The organism is Amycolatopsis sp. WAC 04182 (assembly GCF_003947465.1).
In the GTDB taxonomy this organism is placed as follows: domain Bacteria; phylum Actinomycetota; class Actinomycetes; order Mycobacteriales; family Pseudonocardiaceae; genus Amycolatopsis.
In genome coordinates, this window is record NZ_QHJJ01000008.1 from 36,995 (window position 1) to 61,326 (window position 24,332).

Below are 24,332 nucleotides of genomic sequence, written 5' to 3' on the forward strand. Positions count from 1 at the left end.
GGATGGACTCCGGTCATGATCATGCCGTGGGCTGGGATATCGCCACCACATCGCCCATTACCGAAATACGGCGACCGCTGAAGCGCGTGCGGACAGGACTCCGTGTGGATCGGCGCTACGGCGACAGCCGCTGCGGTACCCACGACGCCGCGACCCATCCACCGAGCCTCCAGCTGGAGGAACCCCGCAGCTGCCCGTTGCCGAAATCCGGCCACGGTTCGCTCGCCCCGGCGGGGTTTCCCGCAAGGTTCACGGAACGGTGACCGCGAAGACCTGCGGCCCATCGCCAAAATTCGGCGACGCCCAACCGCAAGGACAAGCTCCCAAGAAACCGATCAACAGTAACCGTGTCCCCGCTACCTCACAACGGAATCCCGAGCACGCACCGCACCGATCTCCAGAGCAGAGTCACGCGAGGGCTCCCGCACCACCAGGGTCGCCACGAACGTCAGCGCGATGCACCCGGTGACCCACCAGAAGAACACGCTCTCGTGTCCGGCCTGCTTCAGGGCCAGCGCGATCGGTTCCGAGAGCCCGCCGAACACCGCGGTCGCCAGGGCGTGCGGCAGTCCGACTCCCAGCGCGCGGACGTTGGTGGGGAACATCTCCGCCTTGATGATGGCCGACAAAGCCGTGTAGCCGCTGAGGAAGACCATGGCGGTGATCATGAGCAGGAAGGCGACCCACGGATTCCCCGTCCTGCCCACGAGCGTCATGATCGGCACGGTCAGCAGCATGCCGCCGATGGAGAAGCCGAACATGACCGGGCGGCGGCCCCAGCGGTCGGAAAGGGCGCCGGCGACGGGCTGCATGAAGATGAACAGGAACAGGGCGGCGAAACCGATGAGCGAGGCGGTCGGCTTGGGGATTCCCGCCGTGTTCACCATGTACTTCTGCAGATAACTGGTGAAGGTGTAGAACGCCACCGTGCCACCGATGGCGAGGCCGAGGACGGCGAGAACCTGGCGGCGGTGCTCGCGCAGCAGGACCCGCAGGCCGCCGCGGGAAGGCGAGTCGGCAGAGCGCTGGAAGTGCTCCGATTCCACCATGCTGCGGCGGAGGTACATCACCACGAGTCCGGCGATCGCGCCGAGCACGAACGGCACCCGCCAGCCCCACGCGTACATCTGCGCTTCGGTGAGCAGCGACTGCATCACGATCATCACCAGCAGCGCCGAAAGCTGCCCGACGGTGATCGAGACGTACTGGAAGCTCGAGTAGAACCCGCGTCGCCGCGGAGTGGCGATCTCGGACAGGTAGGTCGCGCTCGAACCGAACTCGCCGCCCACCGACAGACCTTGCGCGAGCCTGGCGACCACGAGGATCACGGGCGCGAGGATGCCGATCGACGAATAGCCAGGCGTGAGTGCGATGGCCAGTGAGCCGAAGCTCATCAGCGTCACGGACAGGGTCAGCGCGGCCCGGCGGCCGAACTTGTCCGCGTAGAGGCCGAGAAGCCAGCCTCCGAGCGGGCGCATCAGGAAACCGACGGCGAACACGACGGCGGTCGAAAGCAACTGGGCCGTCAGGTTCCCCTCGGGGAAGAAGCTGGCCGCGAAGTAGATGCTGAACGAGGCGTAGACGAACCAGTCGTACCACTCGACCAGGTTGCCGAGGCAGCCGCGGACCACGTTCGCGACGACGCCGGGTTTCTTGTGCGGCAAGGGAAGCTCCTTCGCTCCGGGAACGCCGACCATCATGAGCTGTGATCCCTGCGGTTGAGAAATAGAAATCCGCGATGGGCGCATACCCGGCCGGCATGGTCTACCCGAGGAAGTCGCTCAACAGCTCGCTCGATTCGGGACGGCACTCGTCGAAGTAGGCATGGCGCGCCCCGGCGAAGAGATGCATCCGCGCGTCGGGAATCCGGTCCGTCAACAGCGGCGCGTTCGCCACGGGTGCGAGCAGATCGTCGTCACCGTGCAGGACCAGAGTGGGCGCGGTGATCTCCGGAAGCACCTCCCAGGCGTCGTGCGTGTTGCTCGCGACCAGATGTCCGCGCACCGCGTGCGGCGGCATGCCGTGCGCGCCCAGCACCCGGTACGGGCCGGGATTCGCCGCTCTCCAGGCGGGTGTGTACATCAGATTCTCCAGCGTCTCCCGCGCTTCCACGGAGGACCGCCGCGCCAGGGCCAGCCGTACGTCGTTCGACCGCTCGACCCCGTGCTTGCCACCCGGCGAGGTGCAGCCGAGTACGAGTCGCCGCACCCGATCGGGATAGCGCGCGGCGACCCACTGGGCGACGCGCCCGCCCATCGAAGTGCCGTAGACATCGGCCTCGCCGACCTCTAGCTCGTCGAGGACCGCGATCACGTCGTCCGCGAAACCCGGTGTGGAGTAAGCGGAATCGGGCGCGTCGCTGTCACCCGTACCGCGGTAGTCCATGGTGATCGTGCTCGGGAAGTCCCCGCGCGTGCGATCCCACCACGTGTGGTCGTTCGCCTGCCCGGCCAGCAGCACGAGCGGCCTGCCCGTGCCGTGCCACTGGTAGGCCAGCCGGGTGCCGTCGGCGGCGACGGCGTGGCCGGTGCGGGGGAGCGTGCTCATTCTTCTCCTGTTCGGTCTTCCCAGAGCCGTGCCGAGGGCCACTCGCCCTCCCGCACGGTCCGGTGGATCTGCCGGACCAGTGCCCGGGCGACAGTGTCGACGGCGGGCGTGACGCGCCCCGTCCTGGGCATACCGAGGACGACGGTGCGCCAGACCTCCGGTTCGCACACCGGAGCCGCGCTCAGGATGCCGTCGGCGACGTCCGCCGCGATGCCGATACCGGGCAGGATCGTCCAGCCGTGCCCGCCGAGCACGAGGCGTTTCTGCAGGGTCATGGCGTTGGTCTGCACGGTGACCTCCGCCTCGGCACCCGCCTCGCGGGCCGCGCCGTCGATGAGGGTGCGCAGCGCGTGCCCCTCGGAGGGCATCACCAGCGGATGCGCGGCCACCTCGGCGAACGGGACAGGACATGCGGGATCGAGCCCGGCCGACGGAGGAGCGACCGCCCACAGCCGTTCGCGGACCAGCGGACGGACGTTGAGCGACGGCGTGCTGGTCAGGTTGTAGAGCAGGCTCAGGTCGACGTCACCGTCGTCGATCCACCGTTGGAGGTGCCCGGAGTACGCGGTGAGCAGCCGCAGTTCGATCCCCGGATGCTTGCGAAGCACTTCCGTGGTCAGCGGTGCGGCAAGCCGTTCGGCGGCGCTCTCCAGCAGGCCGACCGTGACGATCCCGGTGACCACCCCGGGTTTCGGGGCCAGCTCGGCCCGGGCCCGGTCGAGTTCGGTGAGCGCCCGGCGAGCCCGTTCGACGAGCGTCGCGCCCGCCTCGGTGGGGCGCATCCCGTGGCGGGTCCGTTCGAACAACGGCACCCCGAGTTCCTGTTCCAGGGTGCGGATCTGCCGGGTGACGGCCGGCTGGACCAGGTGCAGCAGCTCGGCCGCGCGGGTCACGCTGCCGACCTCGGCGACCGTCACCAACGCCTTGAGCTGCTTGAAGTCCACCTGCACCCCTGCTCATCGCGGACCGGTATGCGACCATCATGATTCGGTATTTCACATACCCTCACATCATCGCTCATGATAACCATATGACCGAGGAAGAGACCGAGATCGTCTCGCTCGTGGCCGGGTTCGTGGATCGCGAGGTCCGGCCCGTCGCGCGGGAGCTCGACCATACGAACACCTATCCCGGGAAGCTCATCGACCAGATGAAGGAGATGGGTGTCTTCGGGCTGGCCGTGCCCGAGCCGTGGGGCGAGACTCAGGTCTCCGCCCAGTGCTACGCGCTGGTGACGGAGGAGCTCGCGCGCGGCTGGATGAGCCTCGCCGGCGCGATGGGCGGCCACACCGTCGTCGCGAAACTCCTTGCCACATATGGCACCCAGGAGCAAAAGGACGCTTACCTGCCGAGGATGGCGACGGGCGAGATCCGCGCGACGATGGCGCTCACGGAACCCGGTGGCGGCTCGGATCTGCAGGCACTCCGCACCACGGCGCGGCGCGAGGGCGACGAGTACGTGGTCAACGGCAGCAAGACGTGGATCACCAACGCGCGCCGGTCCCAGCTGGTCGCGTTGCTGTGCAAGACCGATCCCGCCGCCGAACCCGCGCACAAGGGGATTTCCGTCCTGCTGGTGGAGAAGGGTCCGGGTTTCGAGGTCTCGCGGGATCTGCCCAAACTCGGTTACAAGGGTGTCGAGAGCTGCGAGCTCTCCTTCGACGACTTCCGTGCGCCGGTCACGGCGCTGCTCGGCGGGGTGGAAGGACGCGGATTCGGCCAGATGATGCGGGGCCTGGAGATCGGCCGGATCCAGGTCGCCTGCCGGGCACTCGGCGTCGGCCGGGCGGCGCTGGAGGATTCCCTGCGCTACGCCCAGGAACGCGAGAGCTTCGGCAAGCCGATCTGGCAGCACCAGTCGGTCGGCAATCATCTCGCGGACATGGCGACCAAACTCGAGGCCGCCCGCCAGCTGACCCACCACGCGGCGCGACGCTACGACTCGGGCGAACGCGCGGATATGGAGGCGGGCATGGCGAAACTGTTCGCCTCCGAGGCCGCGATGGAGATCGCGCTCGACGCGGTCCGCATCCACGGCGGCTACGGCTACTCGACGGAGTTCGACGTCGAACGGTATTTCCGTGACGCGCCACTGATGATCGTCGGCGAGGGCACCAACGAGATCCAGCGCGGCGTGATCGCCCGCCAGCTGATCGAACGGCACCGCATCCCGTCCTGAACACCGAGGAAGGCAGTATGCGCCCACCACTCGAGGGAATCACCGTCGTCGCGCTGGAACAGGCCGTCGCCGCTCCGTTCGCTTCCCGTCAGCTCGCCGACCTCGGCGCGCGCGTCATCAAGATCGAACGCCGCGGCGTCGGCGACTTCGCCCGTGACTACGACCGCACCGTGCACGGGCAGTCGAGCTACTTCGTCTGGCTCAACCGGGGCAAGGAAAGCGTCGAACTCGACATCAAGGAACCCGCGGACCGGGCGCTGCTCGGCGCGATGATCGGCGAGGCGGACGTGTTCCTGCAGAACCTCGCGCCCGGCGCGGTGGAACGGCTCGGCCTCGACGCCGGGACGCTGCGCGCGGACCGTCCGGAACTGGTCCACTGTTCGATCTCCGGCTACGGCCCGGAAGGTCCATATCGGACGAAGAAGGCCTACGATCTGCTGGTGCAGTGCGAAACCGGGCTCGTGATGTCCACCGGAACCCCGGAGACACCGGCCAAGGCGGGGATCTCGATCGCCGACATCGCCACCGGGATGTACGCCTACAGCGGCGTCCTCACCGCGCTGTACGACCGCGAGCGCACCGGTGAGGGAGCGACCCTGCACGTCGCGATGCTCGACTCGCTCGGCGAATGGATGAGTCAGCCCGCCTATTTCTCCCGTTACGGCCAGGAACCGCCCCGGCGCACGGCGGCGGCGCATCCGTCGATCTCGCCGTACGGCCCGTATCGCACCGGTGACGACAGGGTGTTCCTGAGTGTCCAAAGTGAACGGGAGTGGATCGTGCTGTGCCGGGACGTCCTGGGACGGGAGGCACTGGTCGACGATCCGCGCTTCCGGACCAACGACGACCGCGTCGGCAACGACGGCGAACTCACCGCGATCCTGGAGGACACCTTCATCGGCCTGACCGCGGACGAGGTCGGGGACCTGCTGGAGCGCGCCGGGATCGCCAACGCCCGGTTGCGGACGCCGGAGCAGTTCACCCGCCATCCGCAGCTGGCCGCGAGGAATCGGTGGCGCACGGTGGAAACCCCCGCCGGCACGCTGGAGGCGCTGCTCCCGCCCGTCGAGGTCGCGGGCCGGGAACCGGTCATGGGGCCGGTGCCCGCGCTGGGAGCGCACAACGAGTCGATCCGGGCCGAGTTCGGTGCCCGCGAGGAGGTGCGAACGTGAAGGAAATCCTGCAGTCCGGCCCCGCGGAGGCGCTGGCGTCGCTGCTCGGCGTCGAGCCCCCGGATCTCGACCGCGATGGCCTGCCCTTGCTGTGGCACTGGTTCTACCTGCTGGACCGGCCCGCGCAGGCGGATCTGGGGCCGGACGGGCATCCGGTCCGGGGCACGATCCCCGCTCCGCCGGAGCCGGGGCGCCGTCGGATGTGGGCGGGCGGACGGGTGCGGACGCTCGGCCCGCTGCGGTGCGGACTGCCCGCCGAACGGCAGACGGAAGTGCTTTCCACACAGGAGAAGCAGGGACGCACCGGACGGCTGACCTTCGTCGTGACCGGCCACAAGATCGTCCAGGGCGGCGAAATCGTGGTCGAAGAGGAGCAGGACATCGTCTACCGTGACGCCGCTTCCGGGCAGGCCGAAACGCCCGTCGAGGAGCCGGAAGTGCCGGTGGCCGAGGACGAATGGGCGATCGACGTCTCGCCGACGCTGCTGTTCCGCTTCTCGGCGCTGACCTACAACGCCCACCGCATCCATTACGACCGCGATTACGCCCGCGACGTCGAGGGCTATCCGGGGCTGCTCACCCACGGCCCGTTGCAGGCGCTCGCGATGGCCGAAGCCGCCCGGCGCCGGGGGAGTGGCGGGAGACTGGCCTTCGACTACCGGCTCGTCTCACCGCTGTTCGACCATCAGGGCATGATCGTGCGAGCGGACGAGACCGGCACCGCCGTGCGTGATCGGTATGGACGACGGACGGCGACCGGAACGGTGCGGAGCCTCGGCCGATGAACGCGTTCCTGGCCGGCGCGAAGACCTTCCTGTTCGTTCCCGGACATCGGCCGGACCGGTTCGCGAAGGCCGCGGCGAGCGGTGCCGACGTCGTCATCCTCGATCTGGAGGACGCCGTCGCGCCCGAGAAGAAGGAGGCCGCCCGCGAACACGTCCGGGCGTGGCTGGCGGAAGGCCGGCAGGCGGTCGTCCGGATCAATGCCGCCGGAACCGCTTGGTACGACGAGGATGTCGCGAGTATCGGACGCGCGTTCGCGGTGATGCTGCCCAAAGCCGAGAACCGCGCGGAGATCGATTCCCTCGCCGGGCGGTTGCCGGGTGTCCCGATCCTCCCGCTGGTGGAAACGGCGGCCGGGATCGCGCTCGCGGTGGAGGTCTGCCGGGCGGACGCGGTGGTGCGGCCCGCCTTCGGCAGCGTGGACCTGGCCGCGCAGCTCGGTGTCGACCACCGGTCGCACGAGGCGTTGCGGTACGCGCGGTCCGCGCTCGTCGTCGCCGCGGCCGCCGCGGGCCGGGCGGCCCCGATCGACGGTGTCACCACGGCACTCGACGACGAGGCCGCGCTCGCCGCGGATATCGGCCACGCCAAGACCCTCGGGTTCACCGGGAAGTTGTGCGTGCATCCGCGCCAGGTCGCCCCCGCGAACCGTGGGCTGGCCCCGTCCGCGAGCGAGATCGAGTGGGCACGGGACGTGATCGCGCACGCCGGAGACGGCTCGGTGGCCGTGGCGGGCGGACAGATGGTCGACAAGCCGGTCGAAGCACGGGCCAAGGCGATCCTCGATCGCGCGGGTGCTCCGTTCCGACCAGCCGGATGACGCCGATATGCCCCTGGTAGGGCCCGCCGGGTGGAGGTAGCGTTCCGGCCGGCGGACTTTTCGTTACGGGCGAACGGAAAGAAGGCATGGTCTGATGCACGAACCGGTACTGACGGAATTCGCGACTGCCGATCCGGAGCAGGCGTGCGCCCTGATCGCCGAGGCGTACCGCGACAACCGGTTGCGGGTCCGGGGCAGCGTCGAAAACTACCGATTCGAGCACAACCGCTGTGATCTCGGGGACGTGCATCTCGATTTCCTGCACAACACGTTGACCACGGAGGTCGCCGTCCAGCCACTCGACAGGATGGTGCTGCTGAGGGTGCTGGGCGGCGAAATCGAGATCGACGACGGCATCAACGACCGCAGGCTCGGCCCCGGGGACGTATTCGCCGGCCCGCATCCCGGTCACGACTATCGGACGCGCATGCACGGTACGCGACTACAGGTCACCGGCATCGACCTGGCGTTGTTCACCGCGGCCGATCCGGCTCAGGACGGCGCCGTCGTCGAACGGTTGTGGTACCAGCCGGTGAGTGCGGAGAAGGCGCGACGGTGGTGTCAGACGGTCGAATACGTGACCGGGCTGTTCGCCGAACCGGGTGTCGAGAGCGGGCCGCTGGTGCTCGGCGCGGTGGGCCGGCTGATGGCGGCCATGGCCTTGGACACCTTCACCACGGGCGAGGGCGAAGGCCGCCCGTGCGACCGGCGGGACGGGGTCCCGGACACCGTGCGCCGCGGTGTCGCGTTCCTGGAGACGAATCCGGATCTCGACCTCGGCGTCGCCGACATCGCCCGCGCCTGCCGGGTCTCGGTGCGTGCCCTGCAGCTGGCGTTCCGGCGGCATCTGGACACCACCCCCATGGCGTATCTGCGCCGTGTCCGGCTGGAGCAGGTGCGAGCGGAGCTCCGTGCCGCCGGGCCCGGCGATGGCACGACGGTCACCGGGGTCGCGGCGAAATGGGGTTTCCTGGACGGCAGCCGGTTCAGCGCGCAGTACCGCGCCGCCTTCGGTGAATCGCCGAGCAGCACCCTGCGGGGACCCTGACGTTCGCTTTCGTCGGTGCGAGTGTGCGTTTTCGCCGCTAGCGCCGGGTGCCCGGAGCCTGTTCCATGAATCCTGACCACCGGTGGGCCCAGCCCCCGCTCACCGGTACGTCATGACCGGGCCGGCCGGCCGGTCGCCTCAGCGGGGCACCGCCGCGATCCCGTCGTACATGACCCGGCGGACCGCGCGGCTCATCGCGGCCTGCCGCTCCGGCGACGGGTCCCGCAGTTCGGACAGGATCGACGCGAGGATCATCCCGTTGATCGCGCGGGCGGTGGAGTCGATGTCCAGGTCCTCGTGGAGATAGCCGAGGCGGACGCCGTGATGCAGGTAGCCGGCGGTCAGTTCGGCGGCGGTCTCGTAGAAGTCCAGCACCCGCTCCCGCATTTCGGCGTCGATACCCGCCGCTTCGAGCAGGAGGAACCGCGCCATCCGCGGGTCGCTGCCGAAGATCCGGGCGAGCGCGTCGCCGATCCGCGCACTCTGCTTGCGGTACTCGGCGAGGCTGTTGACCGCGTCCGGCGCGTTGTCCGCCGCCAGCGCGCCGACCACCTTCTCGACCAGGTCCGTGATGACGTGGTCGACGATGTCCCGTTTGTTCTGGAAGTACCGGTAGAAGGTGCCGTGCCCGATGCCCAGCCGCGCGGCGATGTCGGCGATCCCCGTCGCGTGGTAGCCGCGTTCGGCGAAGCAGTCGAACGCGGTCTCCACGATCTCGCGCCGTAGTTCCTGCTTCTTCCGTGCGGCCCTGCTGACCGGGGTCTCCGTCGTCATCCCGCCAGCTTATTGCCCGGCGCGTTCAAATGACATACCGTTCCGGAAATGACACGTCATTCCGCGAGAGCGCTGGTGCTCGGCTGCGGCGGGACCCTGGGTTTCGCCTGGACCGCCGCGGTCCTCGACGCGCTCGGCTGGGATCCCCGCGAGGCGGACGTCCTGGTCGGAACCTCGGCGGGGGCCGAGGCGGTGGCCATGCTCGGGGCGGGCATCCCGGCGAAGGCGATCCTCGACGCGGTCGCCGGCGCACCCGGCGGAGACGCCGTCGTCGCCGCACACGTCGCGCGGATGCCGAACAGGCTGCCCCCGGTGCCGTATCCGCGCTGGCCGGCGGCAGGACTGGTCCGGGCCGCGCTGCGCCGGGAGGTCGACACGCTCGCCGGTCTCGCGGGCCTTCTGCCGCGCGGCAGGGGAGACGCGGGCTGGCTGCGCGAACTCGGCGACGCGCTGGCGCCCGGGGGCTGGGTCCCGCATCCGGCGACCTGGCTGATGGCCGCGGATCCGACGGGAAAGCGGATCGCGCTCGGCTCCCCGGACGCGCCGCCCGCGCGCCTCGGTGAGGCGATCGCCGCGTCGTGGGCGATCCCCGGCTGGTTCCCACCGTCCGTTGTGGACGGACGGCCGCTGGTCGACGGCGGCACGGTCTCCCCGACCTCGGCGGATCTCCTGCTCGGCCACGACGTGGGCGAAGTGGTCCTCATCGCGCCGATGAGCAGCGAAGGCGGAGCACCGGCACGCGGTCCGGCCCGGTTGGAACGCCTGCTGCGGACGGCGATGACCAGGCGGGTCGACGACGAGACACGGCGGCTGCGCGCGGCAGGCGTCCGGGTGGTCCGGATCGAACCGGGGCCCGCCGATCTCGCCGCCATGGGCGCCAACTTCATGGACGGACGGCGGCGCGAGCACGTGCTCGCCACGGCCCTGAGGACGGCGCCGGGCCTGGTCGCCGACGCCTTCGCACGAGAGGGAGTGCGCGCATGAGCAAGTACCCGGAGCTCGACCTCGACGGTGCGCACGTGGCGATCACCGGTGCGGGACAGGGCATCGGCCGCGCGACCGCGGAACGCATGGCCGCGCTGGGCGCGCGCGTGTCCATCGGCGATCTCGACCTCGAAGCCGCGAAACGGACCGCCGCCGACGTCGGCGGCACCGCGCACTCCCTGGACGTCGCGGATCCGGCCTCGTTCGCCGCCTTCCTCGGTGCCGCCGAACAGGCGAACGGGCCGCTCACGGTGCTCGTCAACAACGCCGGGATCATGCCGAACGGCGGTTTCCTCGACCTTTCCGACGCACTGAACCGGGCGACCATGGAGGTCAACGTCTTCGGCGTCGTCCACGGTATGCGGCTGGCCCTGCCCGGCATGCTGGAACGCGGCCGCGGCCACATCGTCAACGTCGCGTCGCTGGCCGGGAAGTTCCCCGTCAAAGGGCTGGCGATCTACAACGCCAGCAAGTTCGCCGTGGTCGGGCTGACCGCGGCGACCCGGCTGGAGTACGCGCCGCACGGCGTGAGCGTCTCCGCCGTACTGCCGTCGGCGGTGGACACCGCACTCGCCTCGGGGCTCGACATGCGGCCGATCCCCAAGGTGAAACCGGGCCGGATCGCCGACGCCGTCGTGGCTTCCGTCCGCACCCGCGCGGCGGAGATCGCCGTGCCCGGCTACGTCGGCGCGCTCGCCACGCTCGCGGCCGTGGCACCCGAACCGGCGCTCAACGCGGTCCGGCGGCTCGTCCGCGACGACCGCGCCCTGCGGCCCGATTCACCGGAGCGGGACGGCTACCGCGCCCGCCTGGACCAGGACACCCACCGGGAGGAAAACGCATGAACGCGCAGTACGACGCCGTCATCGTCGGGGCCGGTTTCGGCGGGATGGGCGCGGCGATCCAGCTCAACCGGCTCGGCTACGACAACCTGCTCATCCTCGAACGCGAATCCGACCTCGGCGGCACCTGGCATGTGAACCGCTATCCCGGGCTGGCCGTCGACATCCCGTCGGCCACCTACTCGTATTCGTTCGAGCCGAATCCGCACTGGTCGCGGCTCTTCGCGCCGGGCGCGGAACTCAAGCGGTACGCCGAGCACGTCGCGGACAAATACCGGCTGAGGCGCTATATGCGGTTCGGTTCGGTGGTCACCGGCGCGGTCTGGGACGAGGCGAACGCGCACTGGACGGTGTCGCTCGCCGAGGGCGGGCCGGTCACCGCCAAGTACCTCCTCACCGCGACGGGTTTCCTTTCCCAGCCGAAGAAACCCGACATCGCCGGGATCGGCACGTTCGGCGGCAAGGTCATCCACACCACCGCCTGGGACGACGAGTACGACCTCGCGGGCAAGCGGGTCGCGGTGATCGGCACCGGCGCGACCGCGGTCCAGCTGATCCCCGAGATCGCGAAGGTCGCGCGGGAGCTCACCGTGTACCAGCGGACGCCGATCTGGGTGAGCCCCAAACTGGACTTCCCGGTGCCCAAGGCGGTCCGGCGGGCGTTCGCCGCGGTCCCGCTCACCCAGCGGGCCGCCCGGCTGACCGGGACCGCGCTGCTGGAGCTGATGATGGTGTCCGGTGTCCTGCACTACAAGCAACTGCCGCTGGCGAACCGGCTCGGCAAGCTGTGGTGCCAGGCGCATCTGCGCCGTCAGGTGCGGGATCCGCGGCTGCGCGCGGAACTGACGCCGCGCTATTCGTTCGGCTGCAAGCGCCCGACGTTCTCCAACGAGTACTACCCGGCCTTCACCAAGGACCACGTGCACCTGGAGACGACCTCGATCGCGAAGATCGACGAATCCGGGATCGAGACCGCCGTCGGCGGGCGGCGGGAGATCGACGTCCTGGTGCTGGCGACCGGATTCGACCTGTGGGAGGCGAACTTCCCGGCGATCGAGATCATCGGCCGTGACGGCCGGAACCTCGGGAAATGGTGGCGGGAGAACCGTTTCCAGGCCTACGAGGGGGTGGCGATCCCCAAGTTCCCCAACTTCATCTCGCTCAACAGCCCGTATTCGTACTCGGGACTGTCCTATTTCACCACCATCGAGACACAGATGCGGCATATGGACCGGCTCTTCGGTGCCATGCGGCGGGGCGGCGCGACGGAGTTCGAGGTCACGCAGGAGGCCAACGACGCGTTCCTCGACCGGATGACCGAACGCCTCGGCGACTCGATCTTCACCCTCGGGAACTGCGCCCCGGCGAACAGCTACTACTTCAACCCGCACGGGGAGGCGACGCTGCTCCGCCCGTCCTCCACGCTGAACGCCATCAAGGAGGCCGGGAGTTTCCCGATCGAGGACTACACCTTCGCCTAGCGGCGGGCTGAAAGCGTCCTTCACCGCATAACACGAGGTGAAGGGCGCTTTCCCTGCATCGCATGCGGGGAAAGCGTCCTTCAGCCCCTGGCGCTTACTGCTTGCGGAGCCGCAGAGTCACGGCCGCGCCCGCTGCGGCGAGGAAGACCGCGCCGAGCGCGTACGGCCACCACGGCACGTCGGTGTCGCCCACCGGAGCGGCACCGTAACCGCCGGCGGCGCCGGTGCGGTCGTAGGTCGAGCCGGGCAGCTTGTCGCCGTAGCGGTTCTGCAGGGCCTCGCGGTAGGCGGCGAGCGTCATCGTCTCGCCGGTCTTCGCCACCGACGAGCCATCGAGGACCGTCACGGTGTCCCCGTCGACGGCGTACCAGGCGCCCGCCTGAGGTTCACTCAGGAGGTAACCCTTGCCTGCCCGCGCCGCGAGGCGCTTTTCGACGTCACCCGAGGCGACGTTGTAGACCGACCACCCCGAGCCCTCGCGCTGCGACCACACGGTCGCGGCATCGCCGTTGCCCAGGGTGGCGGGTGTGGCGACGTAGGCGAGTTCGGCCGGGACGGACGAAGTGCCGGCGATGAAGGCAGCCGTCGGCTGGTAGACCGCGACCGGTGTCCGCGGATCGGCCTTGGCGGTCCTGGCGGCGACGGCCGTGTCCGCCTTGGCCGCGCCGGGGAACTGCGCCTTGGCGAGCCGTTGGGTGGTCGCGTCGCTGGTGACCACAGTGGACACCGCGGCGAGGTCGGCGGCGGTGGGCGCGCCGCTGGGGGCGTCGGCGGCGGAGGCCTGGCCGCCGAGCGCCAGTGACAGTCCGAGGGCGAGGATCGTGGCGCCGAGGAAGGTTCGCTTCATGGTTTCAGTCCTTGATCCCGTAGACGGTGTGGGTCCAGGTGAACGAGTTGTTGGACCGGTAGGCGTTGTAGCTCATCTGGTTGTAGCGGGGGCTCGAGCCCCACGGGTCGCCGTAGTACACCGTCGTCGCACCGTTGGTGTTGTCGTAGCCGTAGAGCACGTGCATGTGCCCGCCGCCGTTGCGCCAGCCGATCCGGGTGCCGATCGGCTGCCGCGCGTCGACCTGGCTCTTGATGGAGGCGAAGCTCAGCGTCTGGCCGGACGAACTGTAGGTGCCGACGTTGCTGAACCCCAGCCAGCGGAACACCCGCTGCTGATCGCTCAGGTAGCCCTGGTTGTTCGCGCAGTCCGTTCCGGACTCGTTGTGCGCGATCTGGCAGAACTTCGTCTGGGTGAGGGAATGCCCCCACCACGCGGCGATCGTGTTGCCACTGGCGTCCCAGCACCAGTTGCTCTTCTCCTGTGCCTGCATCCTGATCGGGATCGTGGTGGCCGCCGTGACGGCGGGAGCCGCGGAAGCGGGCGCCTGCAAGGCGACCAACGCGGCGACACCGGCGAAGGCGGTGGCCAGCCCGCGCCTGAATGAGGTCTTCACCGTCGGAACACTCCTAACTGGATGGTCGAACGCGAAAGCAGGCGCGGGCGGCTACCCGTAAGGGACAGGTGGGGACTTCGGCTACCCGACTGGGTGACCGACCGGCGCGAGCAGGGGACGTGCGCTGTGGTGAAGTGACAGAGGGGCACTGCGAATAGTCTGAGATTCACCCTCTGGTGGGCCCGTGGCAAGGTTCGCGGCAATACCTAAGGGTCCGTATTGCCGTTGCGGGGTCGCCGTCACCGCAGGTCGGCGTCGCCCGTTCGAGTTAACGGTGCAGAGAGACCGTGACTCCCGTGGTGTGGACCAGCGGAAAGCGCGCGGACCCCGGTCACTGTTCGTGTTCCCGCCTTTCGGCGGGTGTCCGATCGGTATGGTCCCGAGCATGCCGACGATCGGTGCGGCACCGGTGTTCGTGGCCCGCGACACCGAACTGGCCGAACTGGTGCGCTTCGCCTCGCGCCCGCCGTCGGTCGCCGTCGTCGAGGGCGAACCGGGTGTGGGCCGCAGCCGCCTGCTCGAAGAACTGGCCACCCATCCCGGGATCGCGTCGCGGGTGGTCTGGTCCGCCCGGTGCGGCTCCTTCGCCCGGCCGGACCGGTTGGCGCCGTTGGTCGCCGCGCTGCTCGGGAAGAGCGACGTCGCCGCCGCCCACGCGGCCGGTTTCTCGCCGGTGACGGGTGTCCTGCGACGGCTGATCCCCGAATGGTCCCCGTGGTTGCCGCCGTTCCCGGAGAACGCGGACGCCGAGACCGTCCGGCAGCAGGAGTTCCGCGCCGTGCGCGAAGTACTGACCGGCTGCGGTCCGGCGGTACTCGTGCTCGACGACGTCCACTCGGCCGACGACGGCACAGGGGAGTTTCTGCGCGGGCTCGCGGCGTCCCCGGCGCCGTCGCTGAGCGTGGTGGTGAGCGCGGCAGCCGGCGGCCCGCGGCGATTCCCGCCGACGGGCGGGACCACCGCGTATTTCTCGCTCGCCGCGTTCACCGCGGTCCAGGTGCGGACGCTGCTGGACGCGTCCTTCGGCCGCTGCGCACCGGATTTCGCCGAAGCCGCGCACCTGCGCACGTCCGGGATCGCCGTCGACCTGACGGCTCTGGTCCAGAGTGTCGGCGACACCGCCGAGGCGCTGACGGCGGACAGGCTGGCGTCGGCGACCGTGCCGCCGCTCGTGCGAAGCCGGGTTTCCGTTCTGATGGCGGCCATCGGCGCGGCCGCGCAAGACGTCGTCCGCGCGGCCGCGGTGCTGGGATCGCCCGCCGGGGAATCGGATCTGGGCGCGGTCGCGGCATCGTCGCCCGGGGAGACCTCCGGCGCGCTCACCGAAGCGGTGGAGGCGGGACTGCTGCGGGATCTCGGCCGCGGCCGCTATGTCCCAGGAAGCCCGCTGATCGCCGAAGCGGTTTACGCGCTGCTTCCCGGACCTCAGCGGTGCGCGATGCACGGGCGCGCCGCCGCCCGGCTCGCCGCGAGCGCCGAACCCGTCGCGTCCCTCATCGCCCGTCACGCGCGGCTGGCCGGCGACATCGCCGCGTGGACACAGTGGACCGGTGTCGCGGTCGACAACGCCATCGAAGACGGCCGGACGGAGGAAGCGAGCCGTCTGCTCGAAGCGGCCTTGCGGGACACGGAGCTCCCTCGGACCGCGCGCGAATCGTTCGCCGTCCGGCTCGGCAGGGAACTGCCGCGCAGTATCGCGCACGCCGGTACGGTGCGGCTGCTGCGGGAGATCCTGCGCGAATGGCCGCTGAGCAAGGCGGCGCGGGGCGAGATCCGGGTCCATCTCGGACAGGTGCTGATCAATCAGGTCGGCAAGGTCGAGGCGGGCAGACTCGAGATCGAACTGGGCGCGGCCGATCTCGGCAGACGGCAAGCGCTGCTCGCCAGGGGATTGGTCACCCTGGCGCTCCCGCATATCGGCACCGTCCCGGTGGAGGAGAACTTCCGCTGGCTCGACGAGGCCGAACAGGTGAGCAAGGGCGAACACGATGCGGGGCTGCTCGCCGCGATCGCCGCGAACCGGCTTTCGGCGCGGATGCAGATCGCCGATCCGGAGGTCTGGGACGAGGTCGCCGACCTGCCGCGGGCCCCGGAATCGGCCGAGGTCTGCCGCCAGGTGGCCCGCACCTACATCAACCTGGCCGACGCGGTGGCGTGGAACGGGCACTACCCGGTGGCGCGGGCCTATCTCACGACGGCGCGGCGACTGATCCGTGACGACCACCAGCCCTATCTCGACGCGCTGGCCGACGGCACGGAACTGCGGCTGGACCTCGCGATGGGGGAGTGGGCGAGCGTCGCGGAGAAGGCGCGGGCGATGCTGACGCGAGTCGACAAGGACGGTTCGCTGGCGGCCGAGCCGCTGCTGGTGCTCGGCTGGTACGAGTACGGGCAGCACCGGCCGACGGCGGCACTGCGCAGTTTCGACGCGGCCTTCGCGCTATCCGCGGGCAGCGTCCCGGTGCAGGCTTCGGCGTACGCGGGCCGAGTGGCGGTCCATCAGGCGGGCAAGGACCTGCAGGCGGCAGGGCGCCTCGCCGAGTTCGGCCTGGAAACCGTGCGCCGCAAGAACAATTGGGTCTGGGCGGCCGAACTGATGCCGTTCGCCGTACGCACCATGCTCGGGCTGGGACAGCACGTCGAGGCGCGGGAACTCCTCGCGGAGTACCGGCAGGGGATCGACGGCAAGGACGCCCCGGTCGCGAACGCGTCGGCGCTGCTGTGCCGGGGCATGCTCACCCAGTCACGTGGCGAGACGCTCGCCGCCGGTGATCTGCTGCTCGGTGCCGCGCAGGCCTACAGCACGCTGCCTCTCCCGTATTTCGCCGCCTACGCCGGCGAACTCGCGGCCGGATGTTTCTCCGAAGCCGGGGAGCGCGCGCGTGCCGTCGCGTCCTTCACCACCGCGGAGACGACGTACGCGAAGCTCGGCGCCGCCGTGGACGCCCTCCGCTGTCGTCGTTCGCTGCGGCGGTGCGATCCGGAGATGCCCCGGCGCGGCCGCAAAGGGTACGGCGAAGCGTTGTCGCCCAGGGAACTCGAAGTGGCCCGGCTCGCCGCCCGGAATCTCACGAACCGGGAGATCGGCCAGCGGCTGTTCCTGTCCCCGAGGACGGTCGAGATCCACATCGGACGGGCGCTCCGCAAATTGGGCCTGCCTTCGCGCACCGTCCTGACCGAGGATCTGCTCGGTGCCCCGAAAGGCGAGGGTTTCACCACCGCCTGACGCCATTCCTCAAGTGCATGCTCCGCCGGCAACCCCTTGGCAGCTTCCGGCCACCGGCCGAACTGTGTCTTGACACCAACTAAGCCCACCCTTAGTTTCCCCCTATAACTTTCCTCGGTCGCGAAGGGGCGAAATGCCGAAGATCGGTGGCCGTCCGGCGACGATCGCGCGGGACGACATCCTGCGCGCCGGTCGTGAGCTGGGGATGCGCCGGCTCAGTGTCAAGGCGGTCGCGGTCCGGCTGGGGGTGACCGCGACCGCCCTGTACCGGCACGTCGACGGCCGGTGGGGGCTGGAGCGGCTGGTCGGCGAGAGCATCCTGGCCGAGCTGCGGCTCCGCGACGATCCGCGGCACGACCTCGAACAGCACCTGCTGTCCTTCGCCCTGCAGATGCGGGCCTTCGTGCTGGAGCATCCTGGCCTCGTCACGTACCTGCAGGTGCTGTTCCCCCGCGGTGACGGTGGTCAACGCCTGCTGAACACCGAGGTCGACGCCCTCGTCCGCCGGGGTTACGAGCCCGCCGCCGCGATCGTGCTCAGCGGCGCCGTCGCGTCGCTGACCATCGCGATGACCGCGTCCGAGGAGAACAGCACGGCCGCGGAGGAGGCCGACGGCGACGGGCTGGACCGGGAGCGGCAGGCCGTCCGCGACCGGTTGTCCCGTGACGACCGGCTCGCCGGGCCGTCCGCCGCGTTGCCGGAGGTGCCACGGCCCGAGTACGTGCGGCTGCTGCTGACCGCGTCGATCCGCGGGTTGATCGGGTCCTGTCCGCCGGGCAGGCCGGTCGCCGAGATGGTGGCCGATCTGGCGGCCACGGGGGAGGGTCTGTGATGGCGCGCGGGTTCCAAGGCGCGGTGATGCGGGGTTTCGGAGCCAGAGACCACGAAGCGACCGTCGTCGGAACAGAAGAGATCACGCCGCGTTTCGTGCGAGTCCGGTTCGTCTCACCGACGTTGTTCGAGGACGTCGTCGTGGAGCCGACGGCCTGGCTCCGGTTCTGGTTCCCGGATCCGGAAGGCGGCACGACGGAGTTCCAGCGCGCGTACACCCTCACCGAGGCCGATCCGGAAGCCGGCACGTTCGCCATCGACGTCGTCCTGCACGAGCCTGCCGGACCCGCCTCGCGGTGGCTGCGAGAAGCGCGGCCCGGAGCGAAGGTTCCGGTGATGTCGCTGGGATCCACTTCCTTCTCGGTCCCCGCCGAATCTCCGGCCGGTTACCTGCTGATCGGCGACTCCGCCTCGATCCCCGCGATCAACGCGATCCTCGCGGTGGTCCCGGCGGACATCCCGATCGAGCTGTACCTCGAAGAGCACGACGAGACCGACCGCCTGATCCCGCTGGGGGAGCACGCGAGGCTGACCGTGCACTGGGTGCCGCGCCTCGACGCGACCTCGCTGGCCGCGGCGATCGAGACGCGCGACTGGTCGGACTGGAAGGCCTGGATCGCGACGGAAGCCGGTTCGTTCAAACATCTCAAGACCCGGTTGCGCGACACGTTCGGCTTTCCGAAGTCCGAGGTGTACGGCCGGGCGTACTGGTACTACGGCCGGGCTATGGGCGCTTTCCGCGGGGAGAAGGAGGAACCGGCCGCTGAAGCACCCGAGCCCGTCAAGGAGGCGCCGAAGGGGGCATGGCGGGCACAGGCGGCCGGACGCCTGCTCGCGCCGGTGCGGCGGACGCTGATCTTCGCCGGGCTCCTGCAAGCCGTCGTGACGCTGATCGGGCTCGCGCCGTTCGTGCTGCTGGTGGAGCTGGTCCGGCGGCTGCTCGCGGGTGGCGAATCGCTGTGGGCGCTCGGCATCGCGGCGCTGGTGCTGCTGGGTGTGGGGACACTGCTCGAATCCGCGGTCGTGCTCTGGCTGCACGCGGCCGACGCGCGGTTCGCCCGCGAACTGCGGCAGCGGCTGCTGGGCAAGCTCGCGCGGCTGCCGCTGGGCTGGTTCACCGCGCGCGGCTCGGGCACGGTCGCGAAACTCGTGCAGGGCGACACGCTTTCGCTGCACTACCTGGTCACGCACGCCGTTCCCGACGCGGTGGCGGCCGTCGTCGCGCCGGTCGCGGTGCTGGCCTACCTGTTCGCGGTGGACTGGCGGCTCGCGCTCGTCCTGCTCGTCCCGATCCTCGTCTACCTCGTCACCACGTCGATCATGGTCGTCCAGTCGGGACCCAAGACCGGCCAGGCGATGCGCTGGGCGGAACGGATGGCGGGCGAGGCGGGCGCGTACCTGGAGGGGCAGCCGGTGATCCGCGTGTTCGGCGGCGCCGCGGCTTCGTCGTTCCGGCGGCGGCTCGACGAGTACCTCGGTTTCCTCGGCGACTGGCAGCGGCCGTTCACCGGCAAGAAGACCATGCTGGACTTCGCCACCAGGCCCGCGACCTTCCTGCTCCTGATCACCGGCGCCGGCACGCTGATGATCTCGGGTGGCGGCATGGAACCGGTGACCCTGATCCCGTTCCTGGTGCTGGGCACCACGTTCGGCGCGCGGCTGCTGGGCATCGGGTACGGCCTCGGTGGCGTCCGTGAAGGGATGCTGGCCGCCCGCCGCGTCCAGGTCGTGCTCGACGAGCCGGAACTGTCCACAGTGGAACTTGCGGGCCAGGACGGTGTCGAGCCGGGCACGGTGGAACTGGACCGCGTGGGTTTCGCCTACCGCACCGGCGTTCCCGTGCTGGAGGACGTCTCCCTGACCTTGCGCCCCGGCACGGTGACCGCGCTGGTCGGCCCGTCAGGAGCGGGGAAGTCGACGCTCGCCGCGCTGGTCGCGCGGTTCCACGACGTCACCGAGGGCGCGATCCGGGTCGGCGGCCGGGACGTCCGCTCCTTCGCCGCCGACGAACTCTACGGCCGGGTGGGCTTCGTACTGCAGGATCCGCAACTCGTCCAGGGCACCGTGCGGGAGAACATCGCCCTCGCCGTCCCCGGCGCTACCGAAGACCAGGTCGTCACCGCGGCCCGCGACGCGCAGATCCACGAGCGGATCCTGCGGCTGCCCCAGGGATACGACACCGTCCTCGACGTCGGTTCCCAGCTGTCGGGCGGTGAACGCCAGCGCGTGGCCATCGCCCGCGCGATCCTCGCCGACGCTCCCGTCCTCGTCCTCGACGAGGCGACCGCCTTCGCCGATCCCGAGTCGGAGTACCTCGTGCAACAAGCACTCGACCGGCTCACCGCTGGCCGGACCGTCCTGGTCATCGCCCATCGGCTGCACACCGTCACCGGCGCCGACCGGATCGTGGTGCTCGACCGCGGGCGGATCGCCGAAAGCGGGACCCACGAAGAACTTCTCGTTGCGGAAGGGCGGTACGCCCGCTTGTGGCAGGCCGGCGCCGGTGCGGGGGTGACCGCGTGATCCGCACACTGCTGGGCCTGATCCCCGGCACGAAACGCGCGGCGTTCCGGCGTTATGCCGTGCTCGCCGTGCTGTCGGTGCTGCTGCGCGCCGCCGGTGTCGTGCTGCTGGTGCCGTTGGTGGGTGCCTTGTTCGGCACTGAACCTTCGGACGCGCTGCCCTGGCTGGGCGCGCTCGCGGCCGCCACCGCGGCGGGCTGGGCCGTCGACGCCGCCGTGGGGCGGCTCGGGTTCGAGCTCGGGTTCGGCGTGCTGGACCACGCCCAGCACGACGTCGCCGAGCGGCTGACGAACGTCCGTCTGTCCTGGTTGGACAGTGAACACACCCAGACCGCCCGGCAGGCCATCGCCGCCACCGGCCCCGATCTCGTCGGCCTGGTCGGGTACCTGCTCACCCCGCTCATCGGCGCGGTCCTCCTGCCGATCGCGATCGCGCTGGCCCTGCTGCCGATCGCCTGGCCGCTCGGCGTCGCGGCGCTGGCCGGGGTCCCGGTGCTGCTGGGCGCGCTGTGGGCGACCGGCCGGATCACCCGGCGCGCCGACCGCGCGGCGGCCGACACGAACACCACACTGACGGAGCGGATCGTCGAGTTCGCCCGTACCCAGCAGACGTTGCGCGCCGCCCGCCGCGTGGAACCCGCGCGCAGCCACGCCGGTGCCGCGCTCGCCGCGCACCACGGCGCGACAGTCCGGCTGCTGCGCCTGCAGATCCCGGGGCAGGTGCTGTTCGGCGTCGCCGGTCAGCTGGCGCTGGTCCTGCTCGCCGGGACGACCGTTCTCCTTGCCGCGCAAGGCGATTTGAGCGTGCCCGAGGCCATCGCGCTGATCGTCGTGATCGCCCGGTACCTGGAACCGTTCACCGCGCTCGGCGATCTCGCGCCCGGTATCGAAACCGCCGCCACCACACTCGGCCGCATCCGTACGGTGCTCACCGCACCGATCACCCCGTCGGGGGACGCCACGGCACCGGCCGAGGCCCCGCTGATCCGGTTCGAGAAAGTCGGGTTCCGCTACGCGCCCGGCACCGAGAACGTGCTGGAGGACTTCGACCTCACCCTCGAACCGGGGACGACGACGGCGATCGTCGGACCGTCCGGATCGGGCAAGAGCACCGTCCTCGCGCTGCTCGCCGGCCTGCACCAGCCCACCAGCGGGCGGGTGCTCGCCGACGGTACCGACCTCGCCGAGTTGTCCGCGGCCGGTCGGCGGGATCTCGTCACCGTCGTTTTCCAGCAGCCGTACCTCTTCGACGGTTCGGTGCGCGACAACGTGCTCGCCGGGAATCCCTCGGCGAACGACGAGAGGGTCGCCGAGGTCGCCGGGCTCGCCAGGGTGGGTGAACTGCTGGAGCACACGGCCGTCGGCGAGGCGGGCGGTGCGCTCTCCGGCGGTGAGCGGCAGCGGGTGTCCATCGCCCGCGCGTTGCTCAAACCGGCGCCGGTGCTGCTGGTCGACGAGGGCACCAGCGCGCTGGACACCGACAACGAGGACGCCGTGGTCCGCTCGCTCAGCGACGATCCGGTGCCTCGGACGCGAGTGATCGTCACCCACCGGATCGCCGGGATCCGGCACGCCGACCGGGTGCTCTTCCTGGAGGACGGGCGGATCGCCGAGGACGGCACCGTCGAAGAACTCCTTGCCGGGCAAGGACGTTTCGCCGAGTTCTGGCGGCGGCAGATCGACGCCACCGGCTGGAGGATCACCGCGAGATGACCTACACCCAAGGCGAGCCGGAATGGGTCGTCACCCGCGACGGCCGACGGCTCCACGCGATGGTGCACCCGGGGCCGGAGGGCGCCACCGGACCGACGGTCGTGTTCGAGGGGGGAGCCGCCGCCACCCGGTCGTCGTGGGCGGCGGTCCAGCCGGAGGTCGCCCGGCACGCCCGCGCGATCGTCTACGACCGGTCCGGGCTCGGCCGCAGTGCCCCCGACCCCGGCGGCCGCACGCTGCGACGGATGGCCGACGACCTCAACGACGTCCTCGACCATTTCGGCGAGGGGCCGTACGTCCTCGCCGGGCACAGTGCCGGCGGGCCGATCGTGCGGCAGGCCGCCGCCCGCCGTCCGGAGCGGATCGCCGGGCTGGTGCTGGTCGATCCGACCGACGAAGCGGCGGACGTCCTCTTCGGCCGCGCCTTCCGCACCGGTGAACGCGCCATGCTGCTGCTCGGCGCCGTGCTCGCGCGGCTGGGCCTGCTCAAGGCCCTCTTCCGCGGCCTGCTGCGGGGGATCCCGGACGACGTCCGCCACGACGTCGAACGGGAGGCGTTCACCGTCGGGACGGTGCGGACCCAGCGGGAGCAGGCCCGCACCTTCCTCGACGAACTGGTCCTCTGGCGGCAGGATCCGCCGGTGCTCGGCGACATCCCGGTCACCGTGGTGTCCGGCGGACTCGGCGGAGGCGGATTCTCCGCCGCCATGAGGGCTCGGGCGAACGCCTCCCACGCTCACCGGGTGAGCCTCTCGCCCGGCGGCAGGCACGTCATCGCGGAGCGGTCCGGCCACTACGTCCCGTTGACCGAGCCCGAGGTGATCGTCCGCGAAATCGTCAGGATGACGTCAGCGCCCGCCTGAGTTCTTCGTAGGTCGGGGCGAGCGTCCGGAGGGTCGCGGCGGCGCGCGCGTAGTCCTCGACGACGAGGTCGTACTGCACCGAGCCGATCAGCCGCGCCTGAGTGGTGAGGACGGCGGCGGCCTCGTCGCGGCCGACCCGGCGAAGGCACGCCGCGGCGTCGGCCGTCCGGCGGGCGCCGAGGCGCACGACGAAATGGATGAGCAATCCCCGCAGTTCCGGGTCGCCGCCGGAGGCGATCCGGTCGGCGAGCGCGAGTGCCGCGTCGCCGTTGCCGAGCGTGCCGGGCGGGAGCCCGCCGTCGTTCTCACCGCTGAGCCGCCTGATCGCCCGGGGGAGCGATGCCACGATCGCGGCTTCGTCGTCGACGGCGGTGTGCCGCACGAATTTCGTCCGCATCGTGTGCGGTTTGCCGTAGGCGACCGTTTCGGCGCGCCAGGCGGCGGCGAAATCCGCCCGCGGGATCCGCGCGTACGGGTATCCCTGCGGGTCGTGGGCGGTGACGGACCCGGCGTCCGCGGCGAGCGCGACCAGGAAATGGTCGGCGCCGATCGGGCCGGTCATGCCCGGTTGATGGCGCAGATGCCCCATTTCGACCGGACCGAGCAGGACCGGGCCGTCGGCGAGGCTTTCGAGGAGCCGCGAGAAGGCGACGTCCGGATCCGGCTCGCTCGTCGTTTCCGCGCGCCAGCCGAGGACGTCGAGGGCCTCGCCGATACCGAGATCGGGATCCCAGCCGAAGGCGTCGAAGAACGGCAGCGAACCGCCGATCAGCTGCATGCCGAAGGGGCTGCCGGTCACGGTTTCGAGCACGTCGGCGCCCGGAGCCGCGGCGCCGAGCATCATCGCGAGGGAATGGGCGTAGCAATAAGGGCCGGAGCCACGATAAGGGATGTCGATCACATGTTCGACGATGGCAGTTTTCGCGCGAAAACGCCACCCCCTGCTGGGTCCGTTGTGGACAGTGCATTCATCACCCGTCCGGGGGTTTCGGGGCCACTCAACGGGTTTTATCCAGGCGACACCGCCGGTCCCGGTTGCCCTCGACGATCTCGCCGACCCAGGATGACCACTTGGGCTCGCTGTCCCCGCCGTCCTGACCTGGGC

20 protein-coding genes are annotated in these 24,332 nt (G+C 70.4%); 13 read left to right on the forward strand and 7 right to left on the reverse strand.

The features are described from left to right. Positions 1-356 precede the first annotated feature (356 nt). The 3 genes from DMH01_RS35160 to DMH01_RS35170 form a co-directional block, all read right to left on the reverse strand. Positions 357-1,700 carry an MFS transporter gene (locus DMH01_RS35160; RefSeq protein WP_125682578.1) on the reverse strand — a complete coding sequence of 448 codons (1,344 nt, stop codon included), beginning with the start codon at positions 1,698-1,700 and terminating at the stop codon, positions 357-359. Between the two features lie 64 nt (positions 1,701-1,764). Beyond that, positions 1,765-2,547: an alpha/beta fold hydrolase gene (locus tag DMH01_RS35165; protein WP_125682580.1), complete on the reverse strand. Its 783-nt coding sequence runs from the start codon at positions 2,545-2,547 to the stop codon at positions 1,765-1,767. Next, the gene (locus DMH01_RS35170) at positions 2,544-3,491 is read right to left on the reverse strand and encodes a LysR family transcriptional regulator (protein ID WP_125682582.1); all 948 of its coding nucleotides are present in this window, start codon (positions 3,489-3,491) and stop codon (positions 2,544-2,546) included. The genes DMH01_RS35165 and DMH01_RS35170 overlap by 4 nt, the downstream gene beginning before the upstream one ends. A gap of 86 nt (positions 3,492-3,577) precedes the next feature. Between DMH01_RS35170 and DMH01_RS35175 the strand changes: the two genes are divergently transcribed. The 5 genes from DMH01_RS35175 (at position 3,578) to DMH01_RS35195 (ending at position 8,549) form a co-directional block, all read left to right on the forward strand. Further along, complete coding sequence (locus tag DMH01_RS35175) at positions 3,578-4,726, forward strand: acyl-CoA dehydrogenase family protein (protein ID WP_125682584.1); 1,149 nt, start codon at positions 3,578-3,580, stop codon at positions 4,724-4,726. Positions 4,727-4,743: 17 nt separating this feature from the next. Beyond that, complete coding sequence (locus DMH01_RS35180) at positions 4,744-5,898, forward strand: CaiB/BaiF CoA-transferase family protein (protein WP_125682586.1); 1,155 nt, start codon at positions 4,744-4,746, stop codon at positions 5,896-5,898. Further along, positions 5,895-6,683 carry a mesaconyl-C4 CoA hydratase gene (locus DMH01_RS35185; RefSeq protein WP_125682588.1) on the forward strand — a complete coding sequence of 263 codons (789 nt, stop codon included), beginning with the start codon at positions 5,895-5,897 and terminating at the stop codon, positions 6,681-6,683. Before DMH01_RS35180 ends, DMH01_RS35185 begins: the two co-directional genes overlap by 4 nt. Continuing rightward, positions 6,680-7,501 (forward strand): CoA ester lyase, encoded by an 822-nt coding sequence (locus tag DMH01_RS35190; protein WP_125682590.1) that lies wholly within the window; start codon positions 6,680-6,682, stop codon positions 7,499-7,501. Before DMH01_RS35185 ends, DMH01_RS35190 begins: the two co-directional genes overlap by 4 nt. A 94-nt stretch (positions 7,502-7,595) precedes the next feature. Continuing rightward, positions 7,596-8,549, forward strand: a complete 954-nt coding sequence (locus tag DMH01_RS35195; protein WP_125682592.1) for a helix-turn-helix transcriptional regulator — start codon at positions 7,596-7,598, stop codon at positions 8,547-8,549. Positions 8,550-8,687: 138 nt separating this feature from the next. On the opposite strand, the gene DMH01_RS35200 is transcribed toward DMH01_RS35195, so the two are convergent. Beyond that, entirely contained in the window at positions 8,688-9,323 is a 636-nt protein-coding gene (locus tag DMH01_RS35200; RefSeq protein ID WP_125682594.1) for a TetR/AcrR family transcriptional regulator, read from the reverse strand. Positions 9,324-9,371: 48 nt separating this feature from the next. Between DMH01_RS35200 and DMH01_RS35205 the strand changes: the two genes are divergently transcribed. From DMH01_RS35205 to DMH01_RS35215, 3 genes are read left to right on the forward strand one after another with little or no spacing between them, the layout of a single operon-like run. Next, the gene (locus DMH01_RS35205) at positions 9,372-10,307 is read left to right on the forward strand and encodes a patatin-like phospholipase family protein (RefSeq protein ID WP_233621785.1); all 936 of its coding nucleotides are present in this window, start codon (positions 9,372-9,374) and stop codon (positions 10,305-10,307) included. Continuing rightward, positions 10,304-11,152 (forward strand): SDR family oxidoreductase, encoded by an 849-nt coding sequence (locus DMH01_RS35210; protein ID WP_125682596.1) that lies wholly within the window; start codon positions 10,304-10,306, stop codon positions 11,150-11,152. The genes DMH01_RS35205 and DMH01_RS35210 overlap by 4 nt, the downstream gene beginning before the upstream one ends. Then, positions 11,149-12,630 (forward strand): NAD(P)/FAD-dependent oxidoreductase, encoded by a 1,482-nt coding sequence (locus DMH01_RS35215; RefSeq protein WP_125682597.1) that lies wholly within the window; start codon positions 11,149-11,151, stop codon positions 12,628-12,630. The genes DMH01_RS35210 and DMH01_RS35215 overlap by 4 nt, the downstream gene beginning before the upstream one ends. A gap of 94 nt (positions 12,631-12,724) precedes the next feature. Here the strand turns inward: DMH01_RS35215 and DMH01_RS35220 are convergent, their stop codons facing one another. Together DMH01_RS35220 and DMH01_RS35225 are read right to left on the reverse strand one after the other, a co-directional pair. Then, positions 12,725-13,477 (reverse strand): hypothetical protein, encoded by a 753-nt coding sequence (locus DMH01_RS35220; RefSeq protein WP_125682599.1) that lies wholly within the window; start codon positions 13,475-13,477, stop codon positions 12,725-12,727. Between the two features lie 4 nt (positions 13,478-13,481). Then, positions 13,482-14,072 carry a papain-like cysteine protease family protein gene (locus DMH01_RS35225; protein ID WP_034316771.1) on the reverse strand — a complete coding sequence of 197 codons (591 nt, stop codon included), beginning with the start codon at positions 14,070-14,072 and terminating at the stop codon, positions 13,482-13,484. Between the two features lie 385 nt (positions 14,073-14,457). Between DMH01_RS35225 and DMH01_RS35230 the strand changes: the two genes are divergently transcribed. The 5 genes from DMH01_RS35230 to DMH01_RS35250 all read left to right on the forward strand — a co-directional run bounded on the left by DMH01_RS35230 (position 14,458) and on the right by DMH01_RS35250 (position 23,227). Beyond that, positions 14,458-17,298: a LuxR C-terminal-related transcriptional regulator gene (locus DMH01_RS35230; RefSeq protein ID WP_233621786.1), complete on the forward strand. Its 2,841-nt coding sequence runs from the start codon at positions 14,458-14,460 to the stop codon at positions 17,296-17,298. 133 nt (positions 17,299-17,431) lie between these two features. Further along, on the forward strand, positions 17,432-18,130 hold the full coding sequence (locus DMH01_RS35235) for a TetR/AcrR family transcriptional regulator (RefSeq protein WP_125682604.1): 699 nt from the start codon (positions 17,432-17,434) through the stop codon (positions 18,128-18,130). Continuing rightward, entirely contained in the window at positions 18,130-20,652 is a 2,523-nt protein-coding gene (locus DMH01_RS35240; RefSeq protein ID WP_125682606.1) for an ABC transporter ATP-binding protein/permease, read from the forward strand. The genes DMH01_RS35235 and DMH01_RS35240 overlap by 1 nt, the downstream gene beginning before the upstream one ends. Beyond that, the gene (locus DMH01_RS35245; protein ID WP_125682608.1) at positions 20,649-22,364 is read left to right on the forward strand and encodes an ABC transporter ATP-binding protein; all 1,716 of its coding nucleotides are present in this window, start codon (positions 20,649-20,651) and stop codon (positions 22,362-22,364) included. Before DMH01_RS35240 ends, DMH01_RS35245 begins: the two co-directional genes overlap by 4 nt. Next, positions 22,361-23,227 carry an alpha/beta fold hydrolase gene (locus tag DMH01_RS35250; RefSeq protein WP_125682610.1) on the forward strand — a complete coding sequence of 289 codons (867 nt, stop codon included), beginning with the start codon at positions 22,361-22,363 and terminating at the stop codon, positions 23,225-23,227. The genes DMH01_RS35245 and DMH01_RS35250 overlap by 4 nt, the downstream gene beginning before the upstream one ends. On the opposite strand, the gene DMH01_RS35255 is transcribed toward DMH01_RS35250, so the two are convergent. Then, positions 23,202-24,128 (reverse strand): hypothetical protein, encoded by a 927-nt coding sequence (locus DMH01_RS35255; RefSeq protein ID WP_199745746.1) that lies wholly within the window; start codon positions 24,126-24,128, stop codon positions 23,202-23,204. The two genes, DMH01_RS35250 and DMH01_RS35255, sit on opposite strands and share 26 nt — an antisense overlap. Between the last annotated feature and the right edge of the window lie 204 nt (positions 24,129-24,332).